We start from the raw sequence: 19,948 nt of genomic DNA, 5'->3' as shown, positions 1-19,948 counted from the left end.
GCGCGAGGGGATATGATGGACAGGGACGCGTTGCTGGTCCGTTACCGGGTGATGAGCGACACGCGGCTGCATTTCAGCCGGCTCTATTTCGCGGTGGTTGCTTTTTCGGTTCTGCTGACGCTGGCCTTGTGGGCGCTGTTTCCGGTGGTGGAAGCGCTTGCGCTGATCGGATGGGTGCCGGTGGCGGGGGCGTTTGTCGCCCAGCGGCTGCTGCTGCGCGAGCGGTCGGCCTTTGCTGCGATGACGGCGGCGTGGCAGGGGTTGAACGGGGAGGCGGTGGTGCCCTCGGGGCGGTCGGCACCGGGAGCGATGGCGTTGGTCCTCATCGGCGAGGCGCTGGCGGGAGCGGTGCTGGTCGCGATCGGGCTGGCCGCTTACTTCGGCTGAGCGATCCTATTTCGTGCGCGACATCGAATAGGGGCGAGCGTCCGTGCCCTTGCCCCACGCCGCGTTGGGCTTCGCCTGCATCGTGAAGCGCAGCGTGCCGCCCTGGCGGATCTCCGCGTCGGCGATCCAACTGCGGGTCAGCACTTTGCCGTTCAATTCGACCTTGCCGACATAGGGGTTCGCGTCCGACAGCCCGACCGTTTCGACGGTGAAGCTTTTGCCGCCCGGTAGCGCCAGCACCGCGCGGTCGACGAACGGCCGGCCGATGACATATTGGTTCGACCCCGGCGCGACGGGGTAGAAGCCGAGGCCGGTGAAGACGAGCCAGGCCGACATCTGGCCGAGATCGTCATTGCCCGAGAGGCCGTCGGGGGTCGGTTTATACTGGCTGTCGACGATCTGCTTGAGCCGTTCCTGCGTGCGCCAGGGCGCCCCGGCATAGGCGTAGAGATAGGCGACATGGTGGCTCGGCTCGTTGCCATGGATATATTGGCCGATGAGGCCGGCGATATCCTCGGCATGGCTGTAGTCGAGCTTGCTGTTGTCATAATCGAACATCGCGTCGAGCTTGGCGATCGCCTTCGCGTCGCCGCCGAGGATGGCGAAGAGCGCGGCCTGGTCCTGCGGGACGAACCATGAATATTGCCAGGCGTTGCCCTCGGTATAATCCGACCCATAGTTGATCGCGGTGGGATCGAAGGGGGTGCGGAAGTCGCCGTCCGATTTGCGCGCGCGCAGCCAGCCGGTCTTGGCGTCGAAGCTGTTCCGCCAATTACCGGCGCGTTTGTAGAAGCGGTCGGCGATGTCGGTGCGGCCCATTTTCTCGGCCATGCGGGCGATGGTCCAGTCGTCATAGGCATATTCGACGGTCTTTGACGCCGCCTCGGGCTCGCGGTCGATCGGGACGTAGCCGCGCGTCATATAGTCGCCGAGGCCGCCATAAGGCGCATAGTCGGCGCTCGCGACCATCGCGTCGAGCGCGTCGTCGGCACCAAAATCGCCGAGGTCCTTCATATAGGCGTCGGCGATGACAGGGACGGCATGATAGCCGATCATCGTCCAGGTCTCGCGCCCGTGGAATTGCCAGACCGGCAAGATGCCGTGCGGGCTGTGCCGCTGGCTGGCGAGCAGCGAGCGGACGATATCGGTGGTGGTTTGCTCGGGCTGGACGAGGGTGAGCAGCGGATGCTGGGCGCGGAAGGTGTCCCAGAGCGAAAAGGTCGAGCGGACGGTGAAGTCCTTGGCGACATGGACTTGGTCGTCGGGACCGCGGTAGCGGCCGTCGACGTCGCTCCACACGCTGGGGGCGAGCAGGCTGTGGTAGAGCGCGGTGGTGAGGTTTGTGCGCATCGGCGCGGGCGCCTCGATGGTGAGCCCGCCGAGCGCTTTGCGCCATGCACCCTCAGTGCGGGCGCGGACGGCGTCGAAGCCGGCGCCCCCAGCTTCCTTTTCGGCGGCATCGAGATTGGCGATCGCGCCGGCCTCGTCGACCCCCGAGAGCGCGACGCGGACTTCGAGCGGGCCGCGCAATTCGCCGAAGTCGAAGCGCGCTTCGAGCGCCTTGCCGAGCTTTTCGGCGAGCGCGTCGCTGCCGCGGCCGGGACCCTGGAAACCCTTGTACGGAATCTTGTCGTCGCGATCGACGAAGGCGTGGCCGAACAGCGGGTGCGAGAAGCGCATCGCGAAATAGAGTTTGCGCCCCGGCGCCCAACCGCGGGTCTCGCGGAAGCCGGTGATCGTGCCGTCGGCATGGCGGCGGAGCCCCGACCAGAGGATCTTGCCCGGATAATCATAGAGCGACGAGCGGAGGTCGAGGAGGAGATGCGCCTGCTGCCCCGCGGGGAAGCTGTAGCGGTGGATGCCGACGCGGGTGCCCGCGGTGAGTTCGGCGCGGATGCCGCTGTCGGCGAGGGTCACGGCATAATAGCCGGGGCTGGCGGTTTCGGTGACATGGTCGAAGCGCTGGCGATAGCCCGAGCCGGGCCGGTTGGGATCGCCGGGGTCGAGTTTGACCTCCCCGACCTGCGACATGACGAGAAAATCGCCGAGGTCCGAATGGCCAGCGCCCGAAAAATGGGTGTGGCTGAAGCCCTGGATCGTCGGGTCGTGGTAGCTGTAGCCCGCGGCGTTGGCGTAGCAGTCGCGGATCTGGCACGTCGCGTCGGTGTCGGGCGAGAGCTGGACCATGCCGAAGGGCGCGGTGGCGCCGGGGAAGGTGTGGCCTTCGGGTCCGGTGCCGATCATCGGGTCGACGAAGGTCAGGATATCGGGCGCGGGTTCCTCGGCCGCGCCCGGAATCGCCAGCACCGCGAGCAGCAACGCGGCGGTGGTGGCGAGGCGTTTCATGCTCACTCGCCCGCCGGCCGGGTCCATCCCTTCTTGTACTTCTCGAACCATGCGAGGATCGCCGCAGCCTTGGCCGCCGATTGCGACGGGCGCGCCGCGATGCCGCCATGGCTGGCACCGGGGACCTTGACCAGCGCGGTCGGGACTCCGCGCAGGCGCAGTGCGGTATAATATTGCTCGGACTCGCTGACCGGGGTGCGATAATCCTCGGCGCCGACGACGACCATCGTCGGGGTCTCGACCTGGCCGACGAGCGACAGCGGCGAGCGCGCCCAGAACAGCTCGGGCTTTTCCCACGGCATCGCGCCGAGCCAGTAGCGACCGAAGAAGGCGGGGCCGTCGGCGGTCAGCGCCTGCGTCGTCCAGTTGATCACCGGTTTCTGGGTCACCGCGGCCTTGAAGCGGTTGGTCTTGCCGACGATCCAGCTGGTGAGCACCCCGCCGCCCGAGCCGCCGGTGACGAACAGCGCGTCGGGATCGGCGATGCCGAGAGCGATGGCGCGGTCGACGATGGAGATCAGGTCGAAATAATCATTGCCCGGATAGGCCTTGTCGATCTCGTTCGCGAAGGCGGCGCCATAGCTGGTCGACCCTCGCGGGTTGGCCGAGAGTACGGCATAGCCCGCGGCGGCATAGAGCTGGTTATCGGTCGAAAAATGCGGGCCGTACGCCGCGAAGGGCCCCCCGTGGATTTCGAGGATCAGCGGCACCTTGTTGCCAGCGACATAGCCGGGGGGCAGGGTGAGCCAGCCCTCGATCGCCTTGCCGTCGTGGCTCGACGGGGTGGTGATCTTGCGGACCTCGCCGAACGCCTTGACGTCGCGCAAGCTGCGGTTGAGGTCGGTGAGGATGCGGGTCTTGCCGGCGGCCGCCAGCTGGACCTCGGCGGGGCGGGTGGCGGTGCCGCCGGTGAAGGCGATCGCGTCGCCGTTCGAGACCGAGAAGCTGCCGCCGGTGTAGGGGCGGTCGAGTCCACCGCCCGACAGGCCGGAGGCGACGGTGCGCACCGATCCGTCGAGGCCGATGCGTGCGACATGGGTTTCGCCATGGTCGTCATATTGGACATAGACGCCGCCGCTGTCGGCATCCCAGAGGATCGCGTCGGCGCCATAATCCCAGTTGGCGGTGAGGCTGCGGCGGCCCGAGCCGTCGCGGTTCATCACATAGAGCTGGGTATTTTCATAGGCGCGCAGATTGTCGTCGAAACCGAGCCAGGCGATCTTGCTGCCGTCGGGCGAGACGACGGGATTTCCGTCGGGGCCATTGCGGTCGGTCAGCGCGGTGACGCCGCCGCTCGCGACGTCGAGCGCGTAGATTTCGCCCTCGACCGGGTCATTTTCCCAATCGGGCTTGCGGTTGGCGCCGAAATAGAGGGTGCGGCCGTCGCGCGACCAGCTGAGCGGGCCGCCGTCGTGATAGGGGCCGAAGGTCAGCTGGCGCGGGGCGCCGCCGGTGGCGGGAACGGTGAAGATCTTCTCGAACCCCGGCTCGATATATCCCTCGCCGTCGGCGCGGTAGGTGAGCAGGTCGCGGACCTCGAGCGGCTCGGCCCATTTCGCGCCCTCGGGCTTGTTCGCGGGGGCCTTGCCGAATTTCGGCCCGTCGTCCTTGACGAGCATCGTGTAGGCGATCGACTTTCCGTCGGGCGACCATGCGAGGCTCGACGGGCTGGTCGGCAGACCGGTCAGCCGCACCGCTTCGCCGCCGTCCATCCAGCGGACCCAGAGCTGCGCGCTGCCGCCCTCGGTCGAGGCATAGGCCAGCCGCTTGCCGTCGGGCGACCAGCGGGGCGAAAAGGCGCCGCCATTCTGGCCGGCAATCGCGACTTCCTCGCCGGTCGTCGTGTCGATCAGCCAGATCGAACTGGCCGCCTTGTCGGACATGATGTCGTTGGCGCGGCGGACATAGGCGATGCGGCGGCCGTCGGGGCTGATCTGCGGATCGGAGGCGATCGCGAGGTCGAACAGATCCTCGCCGGTGAAGCGATGCTGCGCCCCGGTGCGCGCGCTGCCGGTGGCCGAGGCCGACATGGCAGGGGGTGTGTCCGGGGTTGCGGTCGCGGCGGGGGCCTCCTGCGCGGCGGCGGTCTGGGCGGCGAGGACGAGGAGGCTCGCCCCGAGGATCGCGAGTTTACGCATAGATATCATGCCCCTTGTTCGACTGGATGGCGCGGGTCTGAACCTTAAGCGGCGGACGGTCAACCGGGTGCCCGGAGATGGTGCCGGGCACCATGCCGCGTTCAGATGACTTCCATCTCAAGGCGCGCCGAGCGGATGTCTCCCTCGTCAATCGACTGGCGTCCGAAATGCTGTTCGCTGTCGATCGTCAGGACGAGGATGACGGGGTGGTCATGGGCATTTCCAATCCGGAAGTGGAGCCGGTCGGTTCTGAGGAAGGAGTTTTCGGTTTCGCGTTCGGATTCGGTCTGGCCGCTGCCGAGCTTCCTGATCGAAAGTCCGCTCGCCACAGCCTTGGCGTCGCATGGCTTGCCCGCGCGCGACCCGCGCCGGTCGACGCATTCGACCGGATAAGTCGTCTTGCCCGCCGCGAGGTCGCGCAGCAGCCGGTCGAGCAGGAAGATATAGCGTCCGGGACCATCGATACCGTCGGCATAGAAGAGCGTGTCGAAGTCGCGGAATTTGGCACAAGCCGCCTCGCGATCATCATCATTGCCTTCGGCGGGGGACCGCCATGCGGCATAATAGGTTTCGACCGCGATGTCGTCTTTCCACTTTTCGCCTTCGCTCTTGGGACGTCCGCGCGCGATCCATTCGGGAATCGAGATTTTGTCCACGCGGCAGAGCCAGCTTCCATAAGCTTTCGGCGGGGCGTAGAAAATCATGTTGCCCGTCGGATAGGTCTCCGACGCGACGAAGGTGTCGGCGAGCCGGCCGAAGATTTCGGCCCGCGATGACGATGTCGCGGGCGCCGCCGCGGTCTCGACGACTGGCTTCTTCGGTGCCCGGTCGCAGCCCGGGAGCGCGGCCAAAGCGGCCACCAGCGCCAGTAGTCGCCCCGTCCCGAAGGTCCATTTCCCCGCCATGCCTGGTTACTCCCGCCCCGCCATCCCGGCCGCCGCCGGCTTCCACTGTCTTACTCGAATAAAACCCCTTGCCAAGGTGGCGCTACAAATGTAGCACGCTACAAATGTAGCGCATGAGGTGATTCGAATGCTGTCCAGTCTGCCCCCGCGGGAACGCGAGATTGTCGATATCCTGTACGAGCGCGGCGCCTCGACGGTCACCGAGATCGGCGAGGCGATGCCCGACGAGCTGTCGGGGTCGGCGATCCGCGCGATGCTGAAAAGGCTCGAGGGCAAGGGCTTCGTCGCGCGCGAACAATCGGAGCGCGGCTTTCTCTATGCGCCGAGCGTCCCCGAGAAGGCGGCGAGCAAGTCGGCGCTGGGGCAGGTGGTGCGCGTGTTCTTCAACGGATCGGCGACGAGCGCCGCCGCGGCGCTGCTCGGCATGCAGGACGAGATGAGCGGATCCGAACTCGATGAACTGGAAAAACTGATCGCGCAGGCGCGCGAAGGGAGGGCGAAATGATGCTCGATGCCAACATGCTGCTGGGCTTTGCTTGGAAATCCGCCGCGATCGCCGGCGTCACGCTGTTGCTGCTGCGCCTCGCGCGGTCGCGCTCGTCGAGCGAGCGGTCGATGATCGCGCACAGCGGGCTGTTCGCCCTGCTCGCGCTGCCCGCCGCGATCCTGTTGATGCCCCAATGGGCGCCGCTGCCCGCCGCGTGGTTCGCCGACGCGGCCCCGGTGGCGCTGGCCGCGGGCGACCTTTCGACAACGGGGGGGCCGGTGGCCGACCTGGCCCCCCCCGCCGCGACGTCAGTCCCTGTCGCGGCGGGGGCGACCGGGTCGCCGCCGGTCGTATTGCCATCGCTGGGGGATATTGCCCCCTTTCTCTATGCGGTCCCGCTCGTCCTGCTGTTTGGAGTGATGCTGCTCGCGGTCGTCCGCCTGTTCGCGATGCGCGGCCGCGCCGAGGTGCTGGTGCAGCCGTCGTGGCTGTCGGCGCTCGCCGAGGCGCAGCGCCGCATGGGCTTCAAGCATGGCACCGCGCTGCTGGTGAGCGAGGAATTGCGCTCGCCGATCAGCTGGGGCGTGCTGCGCCCGACGATCGTGCTCAGCCCGAAGGCGGTCGCGGCGACCGGCGAGGCCGAGGCGATCATCGCGCATGAACTGGCGCATGTCGCACGGCTCGACTGGGCGAAACTGCTCGGCGCGCGGGTCGCCTGTGCGGTGTTCTGGTTCAATCCCTTTGTGTGGATGCTGGCGCGCGAGAGCCACCAGCTCCGCGAGGAAGCCGCCGACGATGCGGTGCTGATGGCCGACATCGACGGCCCCGACTATGCGACCCTGCTGGTCGGCGCGGCGCGCCACGACAATAAGGCCGTATTGCTGGCGGCGCATGGCGTCGCACCCGCCAAGAGCAGCCTGAAGCGGCGGATCACCCGCGTGCTCGACGGCAGCCTGAAGCGCGGTCCGGCGAGCGGCGGCTGGATGTTCGGCAGCCTGATGCTGCTGGTCGGGCTGACGGTGCCGCTCGCCGCCTTTTCGGCGACCGCACCCGAAGCGCGGCAGGCGGCGGAGGAGTCCCGCGCCGTCGCGGTCGCATCGCGCGAAACCGCCCGGGCGTCGGCGCGGACGGCCGTCGCTGCCCAGGCCGTCGCCGAGAAGGAGGCCAAGGCCGCCGCGGCCGGCAAGCCGCTGACCCCCGAGCAGCTGATCAGCATGCGTGCGGTCGGCGTGACCCCCGAGGACGTCCGCCAGATGCAGGACGAACGCTGGTCGGTCGATGCCGACGATGTGATCGCTGCGAAGGCGAGCGGGGTCGACAGCGCGTATATCGGCCAGATGCGCCGGTTGTTCCCCGGATCCGACGTCGGCGACATGATCGGCGCCGCGTCGGTCGGCGTCGATGCCGCCTATGCCCGCGAAATCCAGTCCTATTTCCCCGGCGTCGGCCTCGACGACCTGACCGGGATGCGCGCGATGGGGGTCGACGGCGCCTATATTCGCGAGATGCGCAAGGCCGGGGTGGTGCTGCGCACCCCCGACGATGCGATCGCGTTGCGCGCGGTGTCGGCGCCGCGGCGACCCTTTGTCGCGAAGGGGCCGAAGGGCGGCAAAGGCGACAAGGGCGACAAGGCGGCGACGGTGCGGGTTGGCCCCGGCGGGGTGATCGAGGCGCGGTCGGCCGACGGCCGGGTCGCGCGGATCGAAATCCCCGAAGCACCGCAGCCGCCGGAACCGCCCGAAGATTGATCCCCGGACTCCGGTCCGGCCCAACCGGCCGCTGACGCCCGGACATTCGTCCGACCCTGGCGGCCACTGATCGAAAGTCTGTGTTGAAACGTCGCTGCGGCGGCGAGCGATGACGCTCGTCCGGCGCACGAGGGAGGAGTGTAGCCATGAAGAGCATGATTATCGCGTCGAGCCTGGCCCTGATGTCGGTGCTGGCCTGCGCCGGACCGGGCGAGCCCGCGACCGCCGCGGCGCAGGAAACGGGCGCGATCGCCTGGGACGTGAAGCCGGCCGACGGCGCCGGCGACCAGCCGGTGCTGCGCCTGCGCCAGAAGAATTCGAACAGCGACATCGCGCTCGACGGCGCGCGCCCCGAATTCGCCGCGGCGCGCAGCGCGCTGGGCGGGACCGGACCGGTCCGCTTTGCGGTGCGGCATGCGGCGGGGTCGCTCGAATGCACGGGCACGCTGACCGCGGCCCACAAGGGGCAGGGGCGTTGCGACTTCACCGCCGATGCCGGTTTCGAGCGCGAACTGGCCGCCCGCGGGCTGGCGCCCGAGAAGCGCGGCGACTTGCTCGCGATGCTGATGGTCGATGCGACGCTGACGCTCGCCGACGGCCTGACGCGCGAAGGCGTGAAGCCGAAGGACAGCAATGATTTGATCGCCGCCGCGGCGCTGGGGGTGACCCCCGACTATGTCCGCGACCTCAAGCGGGCGCCGCTGAAGCTGACCGAGGTCGAGGATGCGATCGCGTGCAAGGCGCTGGGCGTGACCGGCGCCTATGTCCGCGAGCTGGTCGCGGCGGGATATGACACGCTCGACGTCGAGGATGTGGTCGGCATGAAGGCGATGGGCGTCACCGGCGATTATGCCAGGGCGATGAACCGGGCGACGGGGGGCGGTCAGTGAGGATCGCAGCCAGTCTTTCGGCGATCGCGGCGGTGCTGGTCGCCCTTCCCGTCGCGGCGCAGGACGCGCCGACCGGCGACACGCCGCCGCCCGCGGCGACCGAGGTGCCCGCAGGCGGCGCGAGCAGCACCGCGCGGCAGGTCTATACACCTGCCGACTTCGCGCGCTACGCGCCGAAGAACGCCTATGACATGCTCAATCAGGTCCCCGGCTTTTCAATCCGCGACAATGAGAATCTGCGCGGGCTGGGGCAGGCGACGGGCAATGTGCTGTTCAACGGCGAAAGGCCGTCGAACAAGGGCGACGACATGTACACCCAGCTGTCGCGCATCCCCGCGGGCAATGTCGAGCGGATCGAGATCGTCGACGGGGCGACGCTCGATATCCCCGGATTGTCGGGGCAGGTCGCGAACATCGTCTATCGCGCCGACAGCTTCTCGGGCCAATTTTCGTGGAAGCCCGAGTTTCGGGCGCATTACACCGATCCTTTGTTCACCCGCGGCGACGTGTCGGTGCGCGGGCGGTCGGGCGATCTGGAATATGAGGCGGCGCTCAACAACGACGATTCGGCGCGCAGCGGTGCCGGCGGCCCGACGCTGATCACCGACGGGGCGGGCAACCTCATCGAGCGGCGCAAGGATATCTGGAACACCCATTATGACACGCCCAAATTGTCGGGGCGGATCACCTGGGACCCGGCGGGCGACAGCGTCGCGAACCTCGGCGGCCATTATCAGCGCAAATATGACCGCTATTATGAGAATGGCGTGCGTACCGGCCCCGGGCTTGTCGACCGGCTGCGCACCGTGCGTGAGAACGCCGACAGCTGGAACTACGAGGTCAGCGGCGATTATCAGTTCGGGGTCGGACCGGGCAAACTCAAGCTGATCGGGCTGCGGCGGTTCAGCCACGAGCCCTACTCACAGGAAATCGTCACGACCTTTGCCGACGGCAGGCCGGACGAGGGCGACCGCTTTGCGCAGACCGGCGATTTGGGCGAGACGATCGCACGCGGCGAATATCAGTGGAAGATGTTCGGCGGCGACTGGCAATTGTCGGGGGAGGCGGCGTTCAACACGCTCGACAATGTGGCGTCGATCGCGGAGCTCGAGGATGGCGTGTTCGTCGACATACCCTTTCCGGGCGGCACCGGCGGAGTCAGCGAGGACCGCTACGAAGGGCTGCTGAGCTTCGGGCGCAAGCTGACGAACAAATTGTCGTTCCAGATCGTCGCGGGCGCCGAGCATTCGACGATCACCCAGACCGGGGTCAACGGCCTGACGCGCACCTTTTCCCGGCCTAAGGGGTCGCTGTCGCTCGCCTGGACGCCGACCGCCGATTTCGACGCGTCGCTCAAGATCCGGCGGCGGGTGCTGCAATTGTCCTTTTACGATTTTCTTGCGCGCGCCTTCCTCAACGACGGCAACCAGAATGAGAGCAACAACGACCTGCGGCCCCAGCAGGACTGGAGTTACGAGGCCGAGATCAACAAGAAATTCGGCGCCTGGGGATCGACCAAGGTCATCCTGATCTATCGCGACGTCGAGGACCGTGTCGATGTCGTGCCGATCGGGGTCGATGGCGAAGCGGTCGGCAATATCGCCAAGGCCAAGGCCGGCGCGATCGATTGGACCGCGACGATCAACATGGACCCCGCCGGCATCAAGGGTATGAAGTTCGAGACACGGGTGCTGCTCCAGAAAAGCTCGCTGCGCGATCCGTTCACGGGGGAGAAGCGCCAGTGGAGCGGGTTCACCGACACCGTGATCGAACTGGGCACGCGGTACGACATCCCGGGCAGTGATATCGCCTTGGGCGCGAGCGCCAACTATGGGCATTACCAGCCCAATTATCGCCGCAACCAGGTCGACAAGACGTGGGAGGGGCCGTGGTTCGCCGCGGCCTATATCGAGCACAAGAATGTGATGGGGCTGACGGTACGGGCGCAGCTTGCCAATGCCGCCAATGCGCGGTCGAAGCGCGACCGCACCGTCTACACCGGGGTGCGCGGCGAAAGCCCGATCGCCTTCGTCGAGAAGCGCGACCGGCTGATCGGGCCGGTCTTCGCTTTCTCGGTGCGCGGGAAGTTCTGAGGAAATCCTCCCTGTCGCGCAGCGATGGGGAGGTGGCAGCGCGAAGCGCTGACGGAGGGGCGTTGGCGCGACGTCGCTGGCCCCTCCACCACTCGCTTCGCGAGCGGTCCCCCTCCCCATGCCTTCGGCACAGGGAGGATCGGTTCTCGATGGCGCCGCTTTGCGGTAAGTGAGCGCTATGACCAAGACCCGTATCAAAATCTATTTCGACGGCGGGGCGCGGCCGAATCCGGGGACGATCGAGATCGCCGTCGTGTGCGGCGGGGTCGCGCATATCGAGCGCGATGCGGGTCGGGGCGGCAGCCTCGACGCCGAATGGCTGGCGCTGATCGCGGGGCTGCGGCTGGCGCGGACGCGGGGGTTCGAGGATTTCCTGTTGCTCGGCGATGCCGCCGCTGTGGTGGCTCAGGCGAACGGGGCGGTAAGGGCGCGCGGCGGTGCGGCGGTCCATCTGGCGGCATTTCATGCCCTGGTGGGCGACGGCCCCAGGCCGCGGGTGCGCCATGTCGGGCGGGCGCAAAACCTGGCGGGGATCGCGCTGACGAAGCTGCACGCGCGCTGAGGTGCTCAGCGCGCCGCAGGCCCCCAAGCACGGTAAAAGGTGTCGACCGCCGCATCGACTTCGGCGGCGATCCGGTCGGTTTCTCGGCCTTCGGGCAGGCCGAGCACCGCGTGCTGGTAGATCCCCGACTGGCACAGCCCGGCGAAATGGCGGACCGCCTGCATCGGGTCGCCCGTGCGCAATTCGCCGCGCGCCATCTTGGCGGCGACCCAGATGGCGGCGCGCGCCTTGCCGCGACGCGGGCCGCGCTCGTAAAAGGTTTCGGCGAGATGCGGAAAGCGCTCGGCCTCGCCGACGACAAGGCGGAACAACGACAGCAGCGGGGTGGTGACCAGCGCCGCCATCAGCACATTGCCGAAGCGCGTCAGCACCTCGACCACCGGCTGGTCGACCGGCAAGTCGACGTGCAGCGCGGTGCCATATTCGCCGACGATCTCGTCGACCACCGCCGCGAACAGGTCCTCCTTCGACGGGAAATAGGTCCAGAGCGTCGTCTTCGACCCACCGACCTTGGCGGCGATCGACGACATGGTGGTGCCGCTATAGCCGTTCGCCAAAAACAGCGCGCGCGCGGCGTCGACAAAGGCCTTGCGTCGCGCCGCAGCGGCATCGTCCAAAGTAGTCGTACTGTCTGGTATCATTTCGATTGACAACTTATCGTCCGCAGTTCAATGGCGCATGATACCAGCTAGTATCGTTGGATGCCATGCCCCGCAGAATATTTCTTGTCACCGCTGTTTTCGGCCTGCTCGCGGGCTGCGTTGCGACCCCCGACGTCGGGCCGAAGCCGGTTCCCGTCGCGCCCGAGTCGCTGGCGTCGAGCGCCTCCTTCGCCGATGCGGCGGGCGCGTGGCCGGTCGAGGGCTGGTGGCAGGGGTTCGGCGATGCACAGCTGACGGCGCTGATCGACGAGGGACTGGCCGGATCGCCCGACGTCGCGATCGCCGCGGCGCGGGTGCGCGCCGCTGACGCGCTGGCGCAGCAGGCGGGCGCGGCGCTCGGCCCGCGCGTCGGCGTCGAGGGCAGCGTCGGCGGCACCCAGCAGAGCAAGAATCTGGGCATTCCGCCGCAGTTCGTGCCCGACGGGATTCAGGATACGGGGCATATCGCCGCGACCTTCGGTTTCGACCTCGACCTGTGGGGCCGCAATCGCGCGGCGCTGGCGGCGGCGACGTCGGAGGCCGAGGCGGCACGGGTCGATGCGGCGCAGGCGCGGCTGATGCTGACCACCGGGATCGCTTCGGCCTATGCCGACCTTGCGGGGCAGTTCGCCGCGCTCGACGTCGCCGACGCGGCGGTGCGGGTGCGCGGGACGAGCGCCGGGTTGTCGGCCGAGCGCGCGCGGGCGGGGCTGGAAAATCTGGGGGGGCAGCGGCAGGCCGAGAGCCGTACCGCGGCGGCGCGCGGCGATGTCGTCGCGCTCGAGGAGGCGATAGCGCTGACGCGAAACCGCATCGCGGCACTGGTCGGCGCGGGTCCCGATCGCGGGCTGGCGATCGCCAGGCCGGTGCTGACCGTCCCGGCGGCGGGATTGCCGGCCGACGCGGGAATCGCGCTGATCGGGCGGCGGCCCGACATCGTCGCGGCGCGGCTGCGCGGCGAGGCGGCGGCGAAACGCATCGATGTCGCGCGCGCCGATTTCTATCCGAACATCAGCCTGTCGGCGCTGGTCGGGCTACAATCGCTCGGGCTGTCGAACCTGTTCGACAAGGGATCCGAATATGGCAATGGCGGCGTCGCGCTGAGCCTGCCGATCTTCGACAGCGGGCGGTTGCAGGGCCGGTATCGCGGCGCGCGCGCCGATTATGACGTCGTGGTCGCCAATTATGACAAGAGCCTGATCGCGGCGCTTCGCGATGTCGCCGACATCGTGCGCAGTCGCGAGGCCAATGCGCGGCAACTGACCGAGCGGCGCGCGGCGCTGGCCGCGGCCGAAGAGGCGTCGAAGCTCGCCGGGCTGCGCTATCGCGCCGGGCTGTCGAACCAGATCGTCGCGTTGACCGCCGAGGACAGCGCGGTGGCGCTGGCGCGCGGCGTCGCCGACCTCGAGGCGCGGCAACTGTCGCTCGACATCAGCCTGATCCGCGCGCTGGGCGGCGGTTATCGGGCCAAGACTTCCACAGGAGACAGATGATGGCCGACGATACGGCTGCGATCCCCGCCGAAACCTCCCCCACCGCCGAGGCGAATGGCGCGAAACGCAGGAAATTCCTGCGCATCCTGCTGATCGTCGTGGTCAGCGTCGCACTGCTCTGGGCGGTGTGGTATTTCCTGACGCAGGCGGGGCGGGTGCATACCGACAATGCCTATGTCGGTGCCGATTCCGCCGTCGTCACCGCGCTCGTCGCCGGGCCGGTGCAGGAGGTCCGCGTCGCGGGTACGCAGGCGGTGAAGAAGGGCGACATCCTCGTCATCCTCGACGATGCCGATGCCAAGCTGGCGGTCGCCGACGCACAGGCGGCGCTGCGGCTGGCGCGGCAGCGTTACGGTCAGGCGGGTGCCAATGCCGATGCGGCGCGGGCGCGCGTCGTCGCACGCGGCGCCGACGTGAACCAGTCGCGGGCGCGGCTGCGCGATGCCAATGCGATGGTCGAGAAGGCGCGCGCCGAACTGGCGCGGCGCGAAAGCCTGTCGGGCACCGGCGCGGTGTCGGGCGAGGAAATCACCTCGGCACGCGCCGCGCTGCAGTCGGCAACGGCGGCGCGCGACCTGGCATCGGCCGGAATCGCTTCGGCGCAGGCGACGCGGGGCTCGGCAACGGGCGACCTCGGCGCGGCCGAGGCGCTGACCCGCGGGACGACGATCGACAGCGCGCCCGACGTCGCGGCGGCACAAGCGCGGCTCGAAAAGGCCGAGCTCGACCTGGCGCGCACGGTGATCCGCGCGCCGGTCGACGGCATCGTGACGAACAAGCAGGTGCAGGTCGGGCAGCGGATCGCCGCGGGCGCGCCGATCATGACGATCGTGCCGATCGCCACCGCCTATGTCGACGCCAACTACAAGGAAAGCCAGTTCAAGGACATCCGCATGGGCCAGCCGGTCGAACTGGTGTCGGACTTTTACGGCGACGACGTGGTGTTCCATGGCAAGGTCGTCGGCATCGCGGGCGGCACTGGCGCGGCCTTTTCGCTGATCCCGGCGCAAAATGCGACGGGCAATTGGGTGAAGGTGGTGCAGCGCCTGCCGGTACGCATCGCGCTCGACCCCAAAGAGCTGAAGGCGCATCCGTTGCGCGTCGGATTGTCGATGGAAGCGACGATCGACACGCGCGGCGGCAAGTAACGATGCTGCCAAACACTTCGTCATTGCGAGGAGCCGAAGGCGACGCGGCAATCCAGGGGCGGTTCAAGCCCGCTCTGGATTGGTTGGCCTACGGCCGCCTTCGGCCCGCTACGCTCGCAATGACGGAGTTTGGGGGATGAGCCGTGGCTAGCTCGGCCACCGCCATCCTGTCCGACGAACCCGCGCCGCTGACGGGCGTGCGGCTGTTCGCGGCGGCGTTCGCATTGGCGCTTGCCAATTTCGTCGTCGTGCTCGACACCACCATCGCCAATGTGTCGGTGCCGCATATCGCGGGCGGGCTGGCAGTGTCGCCGACGCAGGGGACGTGGGTCATCACCAGCTATGCGGTGGCCGACGCGATCAGTGTGCCGCTGACCGGCTGGCTCGCGATGCGTTTCGGCACGGTGCGCTGGTTCCTCTATTCGATCGTCGGCTTCGGCATTTTCTCCTTCCTTTGCGGCATATCGCAGACCCTCGACGGACTGATCGTCTTCCGCATTCTGCAGGGGCTGTCGGGCGGTCCGCTGATGCCGCTGTCGCAGATCTTGCTGCTGCGTATCTTTCCCAAGGAGAAGGCAGGGATCGGCCTCGCGATCTGGGCGATGACGACGACGACGGCGCCGATCCTCGGGCCGATCCTCGGCGGGCTGATCAGCGACAACTGGAGCTGGCCGTGGATCTTTTTCATCAACCTGCCGGTGGTCGCGCTCTGCTTCTTTGGCGTCGCGAGCCTGCTGCGGCCGTTCGAGACGAAGAAGGCCAAGGCGCGGATCGACACGGTCGGGCTGATCCTGCTGGTGCTGTCGGTCGGCGCCTTCCAGTTGATGCTCGACACCGGCCGCGAGCATGACTGGTTCGAATCGACGTGGATCGTGATGCTGGCGATCGTCGCGGCGATCGCGTTCGCCGCCTTTGTCATCTGGGAACTGACCGACGAAAATCCGGTCGTCGACCTGCGCGTCTTTCGGTTCCGGGGGTTCAGTTTCGCGACGATCGCGATCTCGCTGGGTTTCGGCGCCTTTTTCTCGCAGGTGGTGCTGACCCCGCTGTGGCTGCAGCAGGTGGCGGGCTATACCGCGACCGAGACCGGCTATGTCGTCGCGTGGATCGGGGTGTTCGCGGTGTTGCTGTCGCCGGTGGCGGCGGGGCTGATCGGCAAGATCGACATTCGCATTTCGATCAGCGCCGGCATCATGTGGATGGCGTTCGTGTCGATCCTGCGCGCAAGCTGGAACGCCGATGTCGACTATTGGACGCTCGCGCTGCCGCATTTGTTGCAGGGAATGGGGATGCCCTTTTTCTTCGTCGGGTTGACCGCACTCGCGCTGTCGAGCGTACCGCCCGACAAGCAGACGTCGGCGGCCGGGCTGATGAGTTTCCTGCGCACCTTGTCGGGCGCGATGGGGACGGCGATCGCGACGTCGGCGTGGGACAGCCAGAACCGCGTCGCGCGGTCCGAACTGGTGAGCCATATGAACGACACCGGCGGCGCGATGGATCAGTTGCAACGCGCCGGGCTGAGCATCGAACAGGCGCGCGCGGCGATCGAGCGGATGGTCGATGTGCAGGCGGGCACGATCGGGGTGCTGCACCTGTTTCTCGCCGCCGGGGTGGTGTTCGTCATCGCCGCGATTGCGGTTTGGTGCGCGCCGCTGCCCAAGCAGGTGTCGATGGGCGCCTCGCACTGACGCGATCGGGGCACGGCCCGGCGCGGTAATATCGTTCGGCCCTGATTAACCACCGTTCCGGCTACCGTTCCGGTTGACGCGCCCCGCCGCGCGCCACAAGCGAGCCTGACAGAGGGTGCGGGCGCGGGTGGCCGACCGGACCCCGCCTCCCCCTACGCCGCCAAAAAAAAGGGTCCGCACCCCCCATGAGTTTTTTCCATCGTTTCGGCCAAGGTTTCGGCAGTTCCGCGCACGACATGGCCATCGACCTCGGTACCGTGAACACCGTCGTTTATGCCCGCGGCCAGGGCATCGTGCTCAACGAACCTTCGGTGGTCGCGCTTGAAACGCGCGATGGCGTGCGGCGGGTCAAGGTCGTCGGCAACGACGCCAAGCTGATGATGGGCAAGACCCCCGGCAATATCGAGACGATCCGGCCGCTGCGCGACGGCGTGATCGCCGACATCGACGTCGCCGAGCAGATGATCAAATATTTCATCGACAAGGTGCTCGGCGGCCCGAGCCGGCTGCGCCGCCGCAGCCATGTCGTGATCTGCGTCCCGTCGGGGTCGACGATGGTCGAGCGCCGCGCGATCCGCGATGCGGCGAGCAACGCCGGCGCGGTGTCGGTGCAACTGATCGAGGAGGCACTGGCCGCCGCGATCGGCGCCGGGCTGCAGGTCGCCGAACCACGCGGGGCGATGGTCGTCGACATCGGCGGCGGCACGACCGAGGTCGCGGTGCTGTCGCTCAGCGGCATCGCGTACAGCAATTCGGCGCGCGTCGGCGGCGACAAGATGGACGAGATGATCTCGTCCTACATCCGTCGCAAACATAATCTGATGATCGGCGAAATGACCGCCGAGCGTGTCAAGCTGGCGATCGGCTGCGCAACGCCGCCCGAAGGCGATGGCACGGTGATCAGCGTCAAGGGCCGCGACCTCGTCAACGGCCGTCCCGCCGAAATCCGTGTGTCGGAGGTCGAGATCGCCGAGGCGCTCGCCGAGCCGGTCGGCCAGATCGTCAGCGCGGTGCGCGCGGCGCTGGAACAGACCCCGCCCGAATTGTCGGCCGACATCATCGACGAAGGCATCACCCTGACCGGCGGCGGCGCCTTACTCGGTCGGATGGACGAGGCGATCGCGCAGGCGACCGGGCTCGACGTCAAGGTCGCCAAGGACGCGCTGACCTGTGTGGCGACCGGCGCGGGGATGGCGTTCGAGGACCCCGCTTACCATGGGGTGCTGATCGCGGGGTGATCTCATAGGGGCGCAGGTCGGTCACCTGTTGTTAGTCGTTGGCGATTAGCGTTAAGGAGCGAACCTCAGGAGCGCACGTGCAACAGACCCATCCCCTGCCGATCCATCATAGCTGGCCGCTTTACGAGCGTGCGCGGCACTTCGAGCTGGGGCAGTTGCACGACTATGACGCGGGGCTGGTCTTCGCCGATGCCGGGCGAAGCTTGCCCGCGGGGATGTCCAGACCCGGCGAATGGAGCTGCGAACTGGCTGACAACCGGCTGAGCTGGTCGAGCGAGGTCTATACGATCTTTGGCCTGCCCGACGGCGCGCGCGTATCGCGCGCCGAGACGGTCGCGCTCTATTGCGAAGGATCGCGCGCGGCGATGGAAACGCTGCGCGCCTATGCGATCCAGCACCGGCGCGGCTTCACCCTCGACGCCGAGATCGCGCCCGCGACCGGCGCGCGGCGCTGGATGCGGCTGATCGCGGCGCCGGTGTGCGAGGGCGGCGAGGTCGTCCGGCTGCAGGGATTGAAGTTTCTGGTGCCCGCCGCTTAGGCCCAGGCGTCGATCGCGGCGAGGTACTTCGCTTTGTCGGCCTCTTCCAGGAATGAGCCGGTGAAGCTGTTGCGCGCAAGGGTGACCAGTTCGGACTTCGACAGGTCGAGCGCGTCGGCGACCGCCTGATAATTGGCGCCGACATAGCCGCCGAAATAGCTGGGGTCGTCGCTGTTCACCGTTGCGACGAGTCCCGCATCGAGCATCGCCCTGAGCGGGTGGGCGCTGAGGTCGTCGACGACGCAGAGCTTGAGGTTCGAGAGCGGGCAGACGGTGAGGCAGATGCCTTCGGCCGCGAGACGGTTGACGAGCGCGGGGTCTTCGAGGCTGCGGTTGCCGTGGTCGATGCGGTCGACCTGGAGGATGTCGAGCGCTTCAAGGACATATTCGGGCGGTCCCTCCTCGCCGGCGTGGGCGACGATTTTCAGGCCGAGGCCGCGGGCGCGGGCGAAGACGCGCGCGAACTTCGAGGGCGGGTGGCCGACTTCGGAGCTGTCGAGGCCGACACCGTCGATGCGGCCCAGCCAGGGCAGCGCTTCGTCGAGGGTCGCCTCGGCGTCGGCTTCGCTGAGATGGCGGAGGAAGCACAGGATGAGTTTCGAGGTGATGCCGTGCCGCGCGTGGGCATCGTCGAGGGCGCGGGTGATGCCGGCGACGACGGTTTCGAAGGCGACACCGCGTTCGGTATGGCCCTGCGGGTCGAAGAAGATTTCGACGTGGCGGACATTGTCGGCGTGGGCGCGCGCCAGATAGGCGGCGGTGAGGTCGTAAAAATCCTGCTCGGCGATGAGCACGCCCATGCCCTGATAATAGATGTCGAGGAAATCCTGGAGGTTCGAGAAGGCATAAGCCGCCCTGACCTCGTCGACGCTGGCGAAGGGGATCGCGATGCCGTTGCGCTGCGCGAGGGTGAACATCAGTTCGGGCTCGAGGCTACCCTCGATATGGAGGTGGAGTTCGGCCTTGGGCAGGCCGGCGATGAAGGCGGCGCGGTCGCTGGACGTGAAACCGTCAGGCATTGCTGTTTCCCTCCTCGCGCAGGATGATCGCCGCCTCGGGCTTGTGGCGGCGGATTTCCTCGATCGTCAGCCCGTCGATCTCGTGGGGGAAGATCAGCCACTGGTCGGTTTCGTGGACGAAGAAATCGGGGCGGAGATCGGTGACGTTGCGGCGCGGTTTATAATAGACGGTGGCGATGCGGATGTCGCGCGGCATGTTGTGGCGGCAGCGCGCCCTTAGTTCGGCGATGAAGGCGCGGATGCTGCGCCCGCTGTCGAAGACGTCGTCGATGATGAGCAGCCGGTCCTCGGGGTCGAGGGTGTCGATGAGATAGCCGAGCGCGAAGACTTTGACCTCGGCGTCCTGTTTGTCGATGCCGTGGTAGGAGGAGGTGCGGATCGCGATATGGTCGCAATGCTGGCCATGATAATCGAGCAGTTCCTGCACCGCGATGCCTACCGGCGCCCCGCCGCGCCAGATGCCGACGAGATGTGTCGGGCGGAAGCCGCTGTCGATGACCTGCATGCCGAGCCGGAGCGAATCGGCGAGGAGGTCGTTGGCGCTGAGGAAAATCTTGTCGGTGGTCATGGTCGTGGCATAGCCCCGCCACGCCGCGCCGCCAATCCGTCTCGGAACCGGTGACGGA

At 67.6% G+C, this 19,948-nt stretch carries 17 protein-coding genes; 11 read left to right on the top strand and 6 right to left on the bottom strand.

Translation table 11 applies throughout. From position 1 onward, the window contains the following. Nucleotides 1-15: 15 nt before the first annotated feature. Complete coding sequence (locus tag AC3WS4_RS05015; RefSeq protein WP_492742649.1) at nt 16-387, top strand: hypothetical protein; 372 nt, start codon at nt 16-18, stop codon at nt 385-387. Nucleotides 388-393: 6 nt separating this feature from the next. On the opposite strand, the gene AC3WS4_RS05010 is transcribed toward AC3WS4_RS05015, so the two are convergent. The 3 genes from AC3WS4_RS05010 to AC3WS4_RS05000 all read right to left on the bottom strand — a co-directional run bounded on the left by AC3WS4_RS05010 (nt 394) and on the right by AC3WS4_RS05000 (nt 5,776). Next, nucleotides 394-2,733, bottom strand: a complete 2,340-nt coding sequence (locus AC3WS4_RS05010; RefSeq protein WP_492736061.1) for a GH92 family glycosyl hydrolase — start codon at nt 2,731-2,733, stop codon at nt 394-396. Nucleotides 2,734-2,735: 2 nt separating this feature from the next. After that, nucleotides 2,736-4,871, bottom strand: a complete 2,136-nt coding sequence (locus tag AC3WS4_RS05005) for a S9 family peptidase (protein ID WP_492736063.1) — start codon at nt 4,869-4,871, stop codon at nt 2,736-2,738. A gap of 101 nt (nt 4,872-4,972) precedes the next feature. Then, nucleotides 4,973-5,776 carry a hypothetical protein gene (locus AC3WS4_RS05000; protein ID WP_187138990.1) on the bottom strand — a complete coding sequence of 268 codons (804 nt, stop codon included), beginning with the start codon at nt 5,774-5,776 and terminating at the stop codon, nt 4,973-4,975. Nucleotides 5,777-5,903: 127 nt separating this feature from the next. Between AC3WS4_RS05000 and AC3WS4_RS04995 the strand changes: the two genes are divergently transcribed. The 5 genes from AC3WS4_RS04995 (at nt 5,904) to AC3WS4_RS04975 (ending at nt 11,556) form a co-directional block, all read left to right on the top strand. Then, complete coding sequence (locus tag AC3WS4_RS04995; protein ID WP_187138989.1) at nt 5,904-6,281, top strand: BlaI/MecI/CopY family transcriptional regulator; 378 nt, start codon at nt 5,904-5,906, stop codon at nt 6,279-6,281. Beyond that, nucleotides 6,278-8,011, top strand: a complete 1,734-nt coding sequence (locus AC3WS4_RS04990) for a M56 family metallopeptidase (protein WP_492736065.1) — start codon at nt 6,278-6,280, stop codon at nt 8,009-8,011. The genes AC3WS4_RS04995 and AC3WS4_RS04990 overlap by 4 nt, the downstream gene beginning before the upstream one ends. A gap of 146 nt (nt 8,012-8,157) precedes the next feature. Then, the gene (locus AC3WS4_RS04985; RefSeq protein ID WP_492736067.1) at nt 8,158-8,901 is read left to right on the top strand and encodes a hypothetical protein; all 744 of its coding nucleotides are present in this window, start codon (nt 8,158-8,160) and stop codon (nt 8,899-8,901) included. Then, nucleotides 8,898-10,994: a TonB-dependent receptor plug domain-containing protein gene (locus AC3WS4_RS04980; RefSeq protein ID WP_492736069.1), complete on the top strand. Its 2,097-nt coding sequence runs from the start codon at nt 8,898-8,900 to the stop codon at nt 10,992-10,994. The genes AC3WS4_RS04985 and AC3WS4_RS04980 overlap by 4 nt, the downstream gene beginning before the upstream one ends. 178 nt (nt 10,995-11,172) lie before the next feature. Continuing rightward, complete coding sequence (locus AC3WS4_RS04975) at nt 11,173-11,556, top strand: reverse transcriptase-like protein (RefSeq protein WP_492736070.1); 384 nt, start codon at nt 11,173-11,175, stop codon at nt 11,554-11,556. 5 nt (nt 11,557-11,561) lie between these two features. On the opposite strand, the gene AC3WS4_RS04970 is transcribed toward AC3WS4_RS04975, so the two are convergent. After that, nucleotides 11,562-12,197: a TetR/AcrR family transcriptional regulator gene (locus AC3WS4_RS04970; RefSeq protein ID WP_492736072.1), complete on the bottom strand. Its 636-nt coding sequence runs from the start codon at nt 12,195-12,197 to the stop codon at nt 11,562-11,564. A 65-nt stretch (nt 12,198-12,262) separates the two neighbouring features. On the opposite strand from AC3WS4_RS04970, the gene AC3WS4_RS04965 reads away from it, so the two are divergent. The 5 genes from AC3WS4_RS04965 (at nt 12,263) to AC3WS4_RS04945 (ending at nt 18,303) form a co-directional block, all read left to right on the top strand. Next, nucleotides 12,263-13,690, top strand: a complete 1,428-nt coding sequence (locus AC3WS4_RS04965) for an efflux transporter outer membrane subunit (RefSeq protein ID WP_492736073.1) — start codon at nt 12,263-12,265, stop codon at nt 13,688-13,690. Continuing rightward, nucleotides 13,690-14,838, top strand: a complete 1,149-nt coding sequence (locus AC3WS4_RS04960; RefSeq protein WP_492736075.1) for an HlyD family secretion protein — start codon at nt 13,690-13,692, stop codon at nt 14,836-14,838. Before AC3WS4_RS04965 ends, AC3WS4_RS04960 begins: the two co-directional genes overlap by 1 nt. A gap of 143 nt (nt 14,839-14,981) precedes the next feature. Then, nucleotides 14,982-16,526 (top strand): DHA2 family efflux MFS transporter permease subunit, encoded by a 1,545-nt coding sequence (locus tag AC3WS4_RS04955; RefSeq protein WP_492736077.1) that lies wholly within the window; start codon nt 14,982-14,984, stop codon nt 16,524-16,526. Between the two features lie 185 nt (nt 16,527-16,711). Then, on the top strand, nt 16,712-17,764 hold the full coding sequence (locus AC3WS4_RS04950) for a rod shape-determining protein (protein WP_492736079.1): 1,053 nt from the start codon (nt 16,712-16,714) through the stop codon (nt 17,762-17,764). A gap of 77 nt (nt 17,765-17,841) precedes the next feature. Beyond that, entirely contained in the window at nt 17,842-18,303 is a 462-nt protein-coding gene (locus AC3WS4_RS04945) for a hypothetical protein (RefSeq protein WP_056343882.1), read from the top strand. Here AC3WS4_RS04945 and AC3WS4_RS04940 read toward each other — a convergent pair. After that, on the bottom strand, nt 18,300-19,322 hold the full coding sequence (locus AC3WS4_RS04940; RefSeq protein WP_492736081.1) for an adenosine deaminase: 1,023 nt from the start codon (nt 19,320-19,322) through the stop codon (nt 18,300-18,302). The genes AC3WS4_RS04945 and AC3WS4_RS04940 overlap by 4 nt on opposite strands. Further along, nucleotides 19,315-19,890, bottom strand: a complete 576-nt coding sequence (locus tag AC3WS4_RS04935; protein ID WP_492736083.1) for a phosphoribosyltransferase — start codon at nt 19,888-19,890, stop codon at nt 19,315-19,317. The genes AC3WS4_RS04940 and AC3WS4_RS04935 overlap by 8 nt, the downstream gene beginning before the upstream one ends. Nucleotides 19,891-19,948 lie beyond the last annotated feature (58 nt).

Source organism: Sphingopyxis sp. EU05-FHT14B03, assembly GCF_058790875.1.
Note: the sequence above shows the minus strand (reverse complement) of the source record. Positions and strands in the feature narration are given on the sequence as shown.